The organism is Blastopirellula marina (assembly GCF_002967715.1).
Taxonomy (GTDB): domain Bacteria; phylum Planctomycetota; class Planctomycetia; order Pirellulales; family Pirellulaceae; genus Bremerella; species Bremerella marina_B.
The window spans coordinates 457,933-469,751 of sequence record NZ_PUIA01000017.1 but is presented as its reverse complement, the minus strand read 5'-3'; the positions used below and the strand labels follow the sequence as shown (position 1 = coordinate 469,751).

Below are 11,819 nucleotides of genomic sequence, written 5' to 3'. Positions count from 1 at the left end.
GAATCCCTCATCTCGGGTAGTAGTACCCTTCACGAAAGACTCGGAAGGACATTTCGCCTGTGGCGATTCGGAAAACTGAACGAGATTCACACAGCACTCATGGCCTGATCGTCGATGCAGAATCAAGAGATAAAACCTGTTCTGCCTCACGTGCCATCGGCCGCGAACTTGTCGACCATGCCCGACACGAACCAAACACAATACAGTCCACAGCCAAATTCTCTTCAGCCATTGCTGATTGGGATGGCGCTCGTGCCGCTAGTTCTGTTGGCAACGCTCACGCTGCTCTGCTATTGGACACCGCTCGACCTGGCTGTCACGCGTCAGTTTTTCAGTACCCAGGGAGAACGCTTTCCTTATACGGAAACGTTTTTGGCGAACACGATTTACGACTACGGCCCGATACCTGCGGTTGTGTTTGGCGTGGGGAGCGTCGCCGCATGGATTGGCAGCTTTCTCTTCACTCGGCTACGAAGTGTAAGAAAAGGAGCGCTGTTCTGCTCGCTGGCCATCCTGATTGGCCCTGGGATCTTGATCAATACGGTCCTGAAGCCGAACTGGGGACGTCCGCGTCCGTGCGATACGGTCGTGTTTGGTGGCCAGTATGAATATATTCCGCCTGGAACGATTGGGCCGTATGAAATGGCCAAGTCTTTCCCCAGCGGTCATGCTTCGATGGGTTTTGTGTTCCTGCTGCCAGCATTTCTTCTGCTTCGCAAGAACCCAAAAGCGGCGATGTGCGTATTTGCCGTGGGGTTTATGTGTGGTGCTGGTGTTGGTGCTTCCCGCATTGCCGAGGGGGGGCACTACCTGAGTGATATTGCTTGGAGTGGTGCGATCGTCTACTTTACCGGCCTCACGTTATACGTGGGAATGTACGGTTGGAAACAGCCGGACCAATCTGCTCCCAGCACGGCCGAAACGTTGCCGTTTTCGCTTGAGAGCCAGACAGACAACGTCGAAAACGTTCGTAAAAGTTCCGCCGCTTAAGTAAAGCACAGAAGTTCTCATGACAACGATCCAGAGGTATGTCTTGTGGGAGATCACCAAGGTCTTCCTGCTCTGCCTCGGAATCACCGTGCTTTTGATGACCGTCGGCGGCGGTGTGAACGAAGGGCTCAAGAAGGGATTGCCACCCGGCGTGATCCTGAACATGCTCCCTTACTTCATTCCCGAGATGCTGCGGTACACCATCCCCGGCTGCATGCTCTTTGCCGTCTGCACGGCCTTCGGCAGAATGGCCGCTTCCAATGAGATCACCGCCATCAAGTCGGCCGGTATCAACCCGATGGAGTTGATGTGGCCGGTGTTGACGCTGGCCTACTTTCTCAGCTTCTTCACCTTCTGGATGTACGATGCCTGTGCGGCCTGGTCGCGGCCAAATCTGCATCGCGTGGTAGCGGAATCGCTCGACGATACGGTCTACGGGGTGCTTCGAACACAGCGCAATTTCAAGATGTCTGGCTTCTCGGTCACGGTGAAGTCAGTGCAGGATCGTAAGTTGATCAGTCCCACGTTTCAGGTCGCCGCGACCGATTCGCAGCCGTCGATCTACTTGGAAGTGGAAGAGGCCCAGCTGAAGACCGACCCCAAGACAGGCATCCTCCAACTGATTTGCCGCGACGGTACCGTCGAGTTTGGCGACGAAGGGAAGTTCGAGTTTCCCGACGAGCGCGTCATCTATCTCGACCATCTGAATTCCATTGAACTGAACGAAGACAATTCGTCTCCGGCGAACCTGACCTTGAAGGCGATTCCCCGGCAGATCGATCGCGAGAAGGAGCTCGTCGCGAAATCGAAAGTGAAGCTCGAAGAAGCGAGCAGCGGTGACGACGCGGCAGTCCTCGACAATGCCAAGCATAACTTGAAGCATCATCAAAAGCGGTTGTATCGCCTGCAGGCCGAGCGTCAGCGCCGCTTGGCCAATGGGTTTGGTGTCTTCTGTTTTGTCTGCATGGGGATCCCGGTCGCCATTTGGAGAAAGTCGTCGGACAATGTTTCGACCTTCTTCACCTGCTTCCTACCCATCTTGCTGTTGTATTATCCGCTGCTGGTCATTGGCGAGCAGACGGCCCGGGAAGGAACCTTTGGGGCGGCCCCGGTGTGGATTGCCAACGCCGTCTTGATCGTGATTGGCGCAGCACTCATTTGGCGAGTGAATCGGAACTAGCAACCAGCTCATGAATACACCACACGAGGCCATGACGGCCGACTCCGCTGATTCATCCTTGTGGACCCGCCGAGCGATCTGGTTGCTGCTGGGCTTGGGATTGTTTCGAGTTTTCTACCTCGCGCTCGATCCGTTCGACCTGGTCCACGACGAGGCCTACTACTGGGATTGGTCGCGACAGTTAGATTATGGCTACTTCAGCAAGCCTCCCATGATTGCCTGGATCATTGGCCTGTCGACGCGGCTGTTGGGCGATAGTGAATTCGCCGTTCGCCTGCCGGCTACGCTGCTGGGGACTGGTAGTCTCGCGTTTGTCTTTTTGCTGGCTCGCCGCATGTACGATGCGAAAATCGGCTTTTGGGCGATGCTGCTGGCAGCCATGACGCCTGGCAACGTAGCGATGAGCTTGCTGATGACGATCGATTCGCCGTTCCTCTTCTTCTGGAGCGTCGCCATGTATTGCTTCTGGCGTTTGCTGGAACGGGGCGAAGGACGTTGGAAGTGGATCGTCGCTACCACGATCGTAATTGGTCTTGGCCTGCTGACCAAGCAAACCATGGCCGGCATACTGGTCTTCGGCGGTCTATTCGTCCTGCTTTCTCGGGAAGACCGACACGAAGCGATTCGACCGACCCTGTATATCTGTGCAATCGGGGCCCTGTTGTTCCTGCTGCCGGTGGTTTACTGGAACTATCAACACGATTGGGTCACGCTACATCACACCAGCGAGCACTTCCAAGGCGAGCCTGTTTCCATCCTGCGGCGCGTAGCGATTTCGCTGGAGTTCGTGGGCGGGCTATTCGGTGTCATTTCGCCGGTCACCTTCTTTCTATTTATCTGCGTGACGGCGTTCGGGCTTTTGGCATTTCGCCAGGTCGGACGTCGCGAACGTTACCTGTTGTGCCTGAGTGCACTGCCGATGCTGCTGGTGCTGGGTTTGAGCTTGAAGCAGCGTCTGGAACTGAACTGGCCGGCTCCTTTCTTCAGTGCCGGTCTGATCCTGGTGGCTGCCTGGGCGCTGGGATATGTGCAACTACCAAATTTGTTTCTCAAGCCAGGCGAATGGCGACTGCGTTATGCGGCCACCGTCGGGGCGATCTTCCTGGTTGGTACCTACGCGATGCCGTTGGCATTGCCGGTGCTGGGGCTCAACGGAAGTAAAGTTGACGCGCTGGTCCGGATGCGCGGTTGGGAAGAACTCGGGTACGAAGTGGGAGCTCGCCTCGAAAGCCACGATGCCCAGTCGCAAGCCATGATCGTCACGGCCGGTCGGGCTGTTGCTTCGGAGCTGGCGTTCTACATGCCACAGCATCCGAAGGTATACCTGTGGGGAGACAACCAGTTTCCTCTCTCGCAGTACGATGTCTGGGGTGGCCCTGACGAAACCGAGAGCCGCGACTTTCTGCTGGTCGCCCACCAGGGAGAAGAGATCCCGCTTCCGCTCAAGCTGGCGTTCGCATCGATCGAGCCGCTGGAAGAAGTTGAAGTGGAAGTCGGGCCTGCACGCAAGCACGCCGTGACCATCTATCGCGGCTCCGGCTTCCGAGGCTGGTCGGTCGCCAAGAGCATTCAAGCCGATCAACAGACGCTACGTCGATAACCGCTTACAGCAAGTGCCGTGCTTTGATCTCGAGGTACTGATTCACCAGGTTGGCGGTCAGATCTTCGGGGAAGACATCAAGTGCCAAGACCCCTTTGTGGCTCAGATCGGTCAGCACATGGTGCCGCCAGGTAAGGATCTCGGCGGCGGCGGCGGCTCGGAATAAGTCAGGCCCGTACGGCTTCTCGTTCTCGGCGGCGTCGAACAATCGATGATCCCGCAGCAGCACTCCCAGTGGTAAATGCCGCCCTACGAGCGTTGTCAGGTACTGTTCGATCTGATGCGAGTTCACCTCATCGATCACGTTGGTGATCAGCACTACCAGCGACCGTTTCCGGCAGTTGGTTCGCAGATGCATGAATGCTTCGTCGTAGCGAGATTCGACCAGCTGCGGAAACTGATCGTAGCTGGCGTGCAGCAGATGGTTCATCTGGTTGGCACCCGACTTTGGAGGCACGTACTTGTGGACTCGATCAGAAAAAGCGATCGCTCCGACCGAGTCTCCCTGTCGCAGAGCGACGAAGCTCAGCATCAGCATGGCGTTGAACGCATGGTCGAGCAAACTGATGCCATCGGCCTCGTTGGTCATCATTCGCCCGCAGTCGATCATGAACATGATCCGCTGGCTCTGACTGGTTTGGAATTCGCGGACCGTCAGACGACGTCTGCGGGCCGTGCTGCGCCAATCGATATGCTTGTAGTTGTCGTCGCGGGTGTAGTCACGTAGACGCTCGAAGTCATGGTCTTGTCCCACCTTTCGCGTTCGCCGCACGCCCACCAGGCTCAGGCGATTGGTACGAGCCAGTAAAGCGTACTCGGCCAGCTGCTTCATGTCGGGGTAGACGCTGATGGCGATATGAGCCGGGACCTTGATGATCTTCTTCCAGAATCGGAGCTTGCTGTCGACCTGAATGAAAACCGTATCCATGGCGAACGACCCACGCTTGGTTGGTTCCATTTCGTAGTGCACCGTCGTGCGGCTACGTGGTACGACGTCCAGGTTAAACTCTTCGGGCACTGCCTGGAACTGTTGCGGAACGTCATCGCGAACCGACAAGTGCAGATGCAGGGGGCCTTTGTAGGTAACCGTCAGGATTACCTTCTGCTTTTTCAGCAGCGAAGCAATGCGGCTTGTCTCGCGTTCGACGGAAAAGTGTTTTGCACTGGGGAGGCTCGTCAGGTCGATCATGGCAATCACCGCAATGACGACATTCAAGCCGAACAGTGCCCAGGCAACCCACGTGAGCGAATTGCCCACCGTGGCAAATGCAAACAGCACGCAAATAGCCAGCGCCGCGACGAATGTAATTCCTAACCAGATCCGGGCAGAAAGCGGCAGGAACGAGACTTGAAACCGGTTCCATTGCAGCGAATGGGCCAGGAACTGCACAAACGAGAAAATACCCACCGTCAGAGCGACAATCAGCAGAAACAGGATCGGCCCCATCAGGCTGCTGGCATCGGCAAGCAAAATGGCGATCACTGGTACCGGCATGAGTGCCGCAAAGGCCAGTGCCAACCAGATCGACGGGGTAGTCCTCTTCCATCGAGCAAGGATGGCCAAGGGTAATACCATGGCCAATAGTTGCATCATGGGTTGGGTGAGGACATTGGTCCACAGCCCGACGAAGAAGTCTTGCAGGATCGAGATCACAGACGCGGCACCTCGATCGTGCGGATCAGTTCGGTCAACAGTTCGTCGGCGGTATGCCCTTCCACTTCGGCTTCGGCGGAAAGGACAACGCGGTGTCGCAGAGCCGGCAAGGCAATCTGCACCACGTCGTCCGGCACCGCATAATCTCGGCCATTGAAAGCGGCTAACGTACGAGCCCCTTGCATGAGCGTGATGCCGGCACGGGGAGACGCCCCCAAGTGAAACTGAGGCCACTTACGCGTCAGACGCACGATCTGATTGATGTAGTCGATCAGCTTGTCGGCAATCAGCACGTCACCGTTTTGCTTGGTGACCTCCATGATCTTCGCCGGGGAAGTGATCACCTCGAGCTCTTCTTCCAGCCGCTTGTTGATGTCGACTTGCTGGCTGTGCTGCTTCAAGATTTCCGCTTCTTCGGTTTCGTTCGGATAGTCGAGGTTCAACTTGAACATGAAGCGGTCGAGCTGAGCTTCTGGCAGGTTGTAGGTACCTTCCGACTCAATCGGGTTCTGCGTGGCCATCACCAGAAACGGTCGCTCGATCTTGTGGCTGGTGCCGTCGATCGTCACGCGGAATTCCTGCATCACTTCCAGCAAGGCCGCGTGTGTCTTGGCAGGCGAACGGTTGATTTCGTCGGCCAGAAGCAGCTGCGTGAAGATCGGGCCAGGGCGGAAGCGGAACTCGTTCGACTTCATATCGAAGAACGGTGCCCCGGTTATATCCGACGGCATCAAGTCGGCGGTGAATTGCACGCGGCCGAAGTTGCAACCCAACACACGTCCGAGGGTTCGCACGAAGAGGGTCTTCCCCAGACCGGGAGCACTTTCGATCAGCACGTGACCGCCGCTGAACAAGGCGACCAGCGTACCGAGCACCAGTTCTTCTTGCCCCACGTAAATCTTCGAGATTTCGTCGGTGATACGCTGAAACAGATCGCGTGTTTCGGAGAAGGCCGAGTCATCCGTGTGATGGCCTTGCAGCGTGGTGCTGGCTGGGCGAAGGGGCTGCGATGGGGCTTCTGCCTGTGGAGCTGGTGGTGACAGCGGGGCCAGGCTGGACTGCTCGGCGCTGGCGAACAGGTCGTCTCCCAGCGTACCAACCGGCTTCTGTTCCGTCGTCGGAGGTTCGCTTGTTGGTGCGGTAGAAGGCACGCTCGTACCGTTTGCTTCACTGGAAGCGGGAACGACCTGCACGCTGTCGCACTGCGGACAGCGCGCCTTCTTGCCGGCCGCTTCGGGGCCGACACGCAATTTCTTGCCACAACCGCTACAAGGAAATTCGATAATATCAGGGGTGGAACTACTCATGGATGCTCGCTTATCGTAATGCACACCATCTTGTCAATTCGTGGCAGGCTTGCTTGAGCGAAGACAGGGCTTACTTTCCCTCTCCGCGGCGTACCTTCGATCGACGATAGACGGTGTCTCCTTTCATAACTTGATGATACTGCTGAATGCGGAGCTGAGCGTAACCGTGATCGTCGGTTGCCTGCAGCAAGTCGCCCACGGAATCGATGTGTTTCTTGAAGTCGGACGTCTCGGCCGATGGCAATCGTTTGGCACGACCGAAAATGGGATACAGGGCGAAGCAGAGGACGATCAGCCACCATGCCATCTGCAGGCCGACCAGGTTCAACGGCCACTTCGATAGCCATTCCCAGCCACTGTTGCCGTCGGTCGATTGGTCGGCGTTCATGATTCGCACGCCCCCTTCCGTTTCCAGGAAGGCGACACTGTCGGGGGCATAGTAAGCCGGATCGCACTGGTTGACCAGTTTTGCCGCCAGCTTGCGGTGCTCGGGATTGACCAGCGGCAGATTCAACAGGAACGAACCGTTGTTTACCAGAATGATCTGGTTGTCGCTGTAGTCGCTGCCGAGTCGGGCCACGATCGCTTCCTTGCCGGTACCCAGTAGGATTTCGGTATCTTCCACCAGGTGAATTGGCGCGGCGTCTTCGTCGTAGGTGTTGAATCCTTCGTAAATCGAATCTTCGTCAGGCGGGATCATCCGCGATCGAAGTTCGATCTTGGTTTTCGCGGCGTCGATTCCTTTGGCCCAGGGGCCTGTCAGCGACGAAGCAATCCGCCGCGGGACGTCCCGCTCGATCTTGTAGAGCGTGTAGTTTACCTCGGGCGATTGATAATTCCGCAGTTTGTCGAACGACTCGATCGCCAGGCTGCGCTGCCGCATGACGTCGAACTTCTGGGTCGGGTCGACTTTGTTAAGCACGTCTCCCCAGTACTCAATCGATGCGTCGAAGTCGCGTCCGACGTAGATAAACGTGCGACCTTCCTCTTCGTTCAGCCAATTCAAGATCGTGTCGCGAAACTCAGGCGTTGGGCCATCGAAGCTATCGGGAAACCAGACGATCACGTCGTGTCGCAAGAGGCTCGGCGAGACGACTCCGTAGCTGCGAACGTAGTAGCCTGCGTCGCGAAACATTTCGGAAAGGGCCTTGGTTCCGTTAACGCTGCCGGCCTGGTTGCCGGTTCGCTTGCCGTAGCCTGTTTGCAGATTGTCGCTCTTTCTGCCGCAGCCAATAGCCAACGTACAGACCAACAGCAGCAAAACAGTCCATCGAGAGATGCGTGCACCGATCATGCGCTACCTCCCGCCAGGTGTTGATTGAACTGGGTTAGCTGGTTCCAGCAGCGTTCGAAGCGATCGCGGGTCAGGTTGCGATTGCCGAAGAAGACATCCTCGAACGCATTCATAGTCCCTTGCAGGATCTTGCGCAGATCGCGGTTGCGGCCTGCTTCGCGGAGGTACTGCCCGTTGGTCTTTCCTTTGGCCAGGCGAATGATATGCCCCTTATCAAGTTCCAGCAGTTGGAAGCTGAAAAGGTAGACGATCGCCTCGTTGAAATTGCCTGACTCGTAGCAACGTCGCGCCTCGTCCAGCAGGTTGCCATCCTTCTTTTTGACTTCAAAGGGAAGATGCTCGACGCGATCGACCTGGCGCGACTTTTCATCCTCGTGCTGCTCTGGCACGTACGAACCACTCGTGGTCGCCCCGCCAGAGCCAACGGCTCGATAGATCAAGTAAGTGATCAGCCCAAGCACGATAATCAGAATCGAGTACATCACAATCGAAGCGAGTGACAGCCCACCGAGATTCGGCCAGTTCCAGTTACCACGTGCCGCCGGTGCCGCGGCTGGGGCCTTCTTCTTGGCGGTGCCGGGCCGGGTGTCAGGCATCCTGGTTTCGCCAGGCACTGGGATCGTGCGTACTCCGTCCGACTCGCTGTCGTACCAGTTGGCTTGGGGAATATTGGCCAGCGCTTCGCGACCTTGCTCGACCGGTTGTTGGATCGATCGCGTACCACTTTCAAAATCTTCCCACTCCTGGGCATTGGTTGTTGGCAGCAGCGTGGCCCACAGCAGCAGGCAAACCGCACCGAGTTGTCTGACGAGGCTCCGCATCATCCGGCGACCTCCTTCAGACGCGTCGCTTCGGCCCGGAGGACGAGTTCGACTTCCCATCCTTCGCGGCGGATTCGCAGATCGAGATAGCACAGAAATCGCACCACCGTCATGAACGCAACCACTAGCCACAAAGCCATAGGAAACCAAATAAACAGGAACATATCGTCCCAGTTCCATTGGCCGAAAACGTAACCGCGCAGGCCAAACACGTTCATCACGATGCTGGCCGCAAGCAGGATACTGATGCTCGAAGCCATGGCCCGGATCAGCAGGTCGCCAAAGTTGGGTTGATGCAATGCTGAACTGCGGCGGCCGACGGTGATGGCATCTTTATTTCGCGAGAAGACCGGGTTCTTTTCCAGGATCAAGATCTCGCCGATGTACGGACGCACGGACCTGAGGATCGTCGCATAGCAGCAGACGAAGAATAGCAGCGTTCCGGCGATGTAGTCTTCGTCGAACGAACCGGCAAACGCCAGCAGCATACCCGGCAGGATGGCCCGCAGCACGAAGATAATCCAGAAGATTCGCGGAATTACCGGCCAGAGGCCAGTACACATTCGCCGCCAGTTCGGTTTGTCATGGAACAACGCATCTCCCAGCAGCAGCGTAATCGGCAGACCGGCCAGCGGAGCTTCCAGGAAGATCAACGCGATCATGTAGCAGATGAAAGCACCGGCCGTTTCATTAACAACCAGATCCGGCTCCATCGCCCACAACAGGGCTGCGTTGATGATGGTCAACGGGACTGCCGTGATCGCCAGGGCCTGGAGGATCTTCCACCAATAGACACGCATCACGATCAACGCCAGATCGTAGATCTCCAGCAGTTCTCGTTCGCGGATAGCGATGCGTGTTTTATCAAGCTGCATCGGATTCCCTTCGCGGATAGCCGAGCACGATGAAGTAGACCATCAGCAGGCCACTGCAGAAGATGGCCACGACTTGCTTCACTTGCTCAGGGAGTGAGGAAGGGGAGATCCACGCTTCGATCATCGCCGCCAGAATAAATAAAATCGCCGAGGCACCCATCACCGGCAACGCTCGCTTGGCCCCAATCCGCAGCGAATCGATTCGTTCGTACGCAACCCGGCGCGACTTATCGAAGAGGCTTTCTTCCCCTTCGGGAAGCTCTTCCGGCAGTAGTGACTCTTCTTTATGGTAGGGGCTGATCAACGAGAACCCGATCCGCAGCCCGGCTCCGGCAGCCAGCACGATGGCTGTTAACTCGAAGGGGCCATGCGCGGTCACAAACTCGAAGAAGTGTTCGCTGACCTCTTCCGATACGTTAGGGCTTGCCATGTGTCCAAACGTCGCCCCCAGGACCGCGGCGTTGTACAGCAGCACGCAAATCCCACCGATTACCGTGATGCCGACGACGAAGCACTTGATGCCGATGCCGGTATTGTGATTCACGTAAAACGCCGCACCGGAAGCCGTCGGGCCATTGTTGCGCGAGCTGGGAGCGTCGGCATACATTTGTTCGTACATGTCGATGTTTTCCGCCCCAACGATATCGGCGGCGAAGTTCGGAAAACGATCGGGATTGGCGGCCATGAAGCCGGCCAGCAGAAAGACCATCCAAAACAGCCAGAAGGTCAATTGTACGCAGCGATCCTGGAAGATCTCGCGCGGGATTTGTCGGAAGAGGATGTCCCCGATCTTCGACCAATCGACGCGGCGGCTGCGGTACAGCTGGCCATGGGCCCGCCCCACCAGCTTGTGCAAGTAATCGACGATATTGGGTGGCAGCTGATAACTGTCGGCCAGCGCCAGGTCGGCACATGCGGCACGATACAGCGCCGCGAAGCGAGCGATGTTGCGGGCCCCGATCGTCTTCTTGCGCGAGTTGGCCATCTGAGCGCAGAGATTCTCTAGCTCTTGCCAATAGACGCGTCGTTTTTCGATCAGATGAGCAACTTTCACCGCGATGATTCCTTTACTTCGACTGGGCAGTGACCGGTGAATTGGGTGCCGCTGAATAGGGGTTGGACTGTTGCGTCAAATCGCCTAACAGTTGCGAGTCTTCTTTCGTTCCGTCTGCCGAGTGTTTCGACAGGAACGTTCGATAATACAATGCACAGAGCAGTAAATCGTAGCTGGTATCAGCCGGCAGGCCAAACTTTTCCAGTAGTGGTTCGGCCAGGTGCCGCGCGATCTCTCGCCGCCGTGCGGTGGTGAAGTATCGCCTACGCTCGACATACGTGGCCACCGCTTTGACCATGCTGCGCGGAGCGACGAAGTTCGGGGGAATATAGTCTGCCAGCAGACGGGCCCGGTCGTCTTCGATCTTGGCGATCTTCATCAGCCACGAACGGTCTTCAATGACCACCATGGTTCCGGCAACCAGATCGCCAATTCGTTGAAACCGCTGGTTGAAAATGGGTACGATCAGCGCGAACAGAAACGTCACTACGACCGGTTCGGGCGTCATTTCTTCTCGCATCACGGCGAAAGGGAGGGGGACCATCGGCCACATATCGACATAGCGAAACAAGTTCCGCACGGCCGACTGAAACAGATTGATCGGTTCCCCTTCGTCGGTCGTCACTCGCAGATTCAGCAACCACTTACCAGGCGTGGTGCCGTTCCACCAATACTCGAACGCGGCCATGTAAAACCAGTTGAAGAAGAACGCCGCCAAGGTCATCAAGGCGAACATCAGATCTTCGAGCCCGGCACTGACGAAGATGCTGCCGACTCCCGCGATACTCAACACAATGAAGAAGGCCAGAATGACCGCAGCGCGAATGGCCAGATCCAATAGAAAAGCAAGCAACCGACGGAATGGTCCGGCGACCTGGTAGTTGAACGCGATGTTCTCAGGCGTGACGACTTTGAATTGCGAGTCGATCGCCTCGGTATTCCACGGAGCTACCATCGAGGAGCTTTTCTATCCTTGTAAGTGCGGCCTGGGAAAACATTTGCCGTCAGATGAGTTATCTCCAGTCTAACGCAACAACTTGCGCT

At 56.8% G+C, this 11,819-nt stretch carries 10 protein-coding genes; 3 read left to right on the top strand and 7 right to left on the bottom strand.

The features are described from left to right. The first annotated feature begins 252 nt into the window (after window positions 1-252). The 3 genes from C5Y96_RS07885 to C5Y96_RS07875 are packed head-to-tail and all read left to right on the top strand — an operon-like array spanning window position 253 to window position 3,770. The gene (locus C5Y96_RS07885; protein ID WP_158261132.1) at window positions 253-990 is read left to right on the top strand and encodes a phosphatase PAP2 family protein; all 738 of its coding nucleotides are present in this window, start codon (window positions 253-255) and stop codon (window positions 988-990) included. Window positions 991-1,009: 19 nt separating this feature from the next. Further along, window positions 1,010-2,170 carry an LptF/LptG family permease gene (locus C5Y96_RS07880; RefSeq protein ID WP_105351685.1) on the top strand — a complete coding sequence of 387 codons (1,161 nt, stop codon included), beginning with the start codon at window positions 1,010-1,012 and terminating at the stop codon, window positions 2,168-2,170. 10 nt (window positions 2,171-2,180) lie between these two features. After that, a complete protein-coding gene (locus tag C5Y96_RS07875; protein ID WP_105351682.1) occupies window positions 2,181-3,770 on the top strand; it encodes an ArnT family glycosyltransferase in 1,590 nt (529 codons plus the stop codon). Window positions 3,771-3,774: 4 nt separating this feature from the next. Here the strand turns inward: C5Y96_RS07875 and C5Y96_RS07870 are convergent, their stop codons facing one another. From C5Y96_RS07870 to C5Y96_RS07840, 7 genes are all read right to left on the bottom strand, one after another. Next, window positions 3,775-5,424, bottom strand: a complete 1,650-nt coding sequence (locus C5Y96_RS07870; RefSeq protein WP_233198868.1) for a DUF58 domain-containing protein — start codon at window positions 5,422-5,424, stop codon at window positions 3,775-3,777. Further along, entirely contained in the window at window positions 5,421-6,731 is a 1,311-nt protein-coding gene (locus tag C5Y96_RS07865) for an AAA family ATPase (protein ID WP_105351680.1), read from the bottom strand. Before C5Y96_RS07865 ends, C5Y96_RS07870 begins: the two co-directional genes overlap by 4 nt. A 70-nt stretch (window positions 6,732-6,801) precedes the next feature. Continuing rightward, window positions 6,802-8,025 (bottom strand): DUF4350 domain-containing protein, encoded by a 1,224-nt coding sequence (locus C5Y96_RS07860; protein ID WP_105351678.1) that lies wholly within the window; start codon window positions 8,023-8,025, stop codon window positions 6,802-6,804. Then, the gene (locus tag C5Y96_RS07855) at window positions 8,022-8,849 is read right to left on the bottom strand and encodes a DUF4129 domain-containing protein (protein WP_105351675.1); all 828 of its coding nucleotides are present in this window, start codon (window positions 8,847-8,849) and stop codon (window positions 8,022-8,024) included. The genes C5Y96_RS07860 and C5Y96_RS07855 overlap by 4 nt, the downstream gene beginning before the upstream one ends. Continuing rightward, window positions 8,846-9,721, bottom strand: coding sequence for a hypothetical protein (locus C5Y96_RS07850; RefSeq protein ID WP_105351672.1), 876 nt, complete (start codon window positions 9,719-9,721; stop codon window positions 8,846-8,848). Before C5Y96_RS07850 ends, C5Y96_RS07855 begins: the two co-directional genes overlap by 4 nt. Beyond that, a complete protein-coding gene (locus C5Y96_RS07845; RefSeq protein ID WP_105351670.1) occupies window positions 9,711-10,775 on the bottom strand; it encodes a stage II sporulation protein M in 1,065 nt (354 codons plus the stop codon). The genes C5Y96_RS07850 and C5Y96_RS07845 overlap by 11 nt, the downstream gene beginning before the upstream one ends. Before the next feature lie 13 nt (window positions 10,776-10,788). After that, a complete protein-coding gene (locus tag C5Y96_RS07840) occupies window positions 10,789-11,730 on the bottom strand; it encodes an RDD family protein (protein WP_105351667.1) in 942 nt (313 codons plus the stop codon). Between the last annotated feature and the right edge of the window lie 89 nt (window positions 11,731-11,819).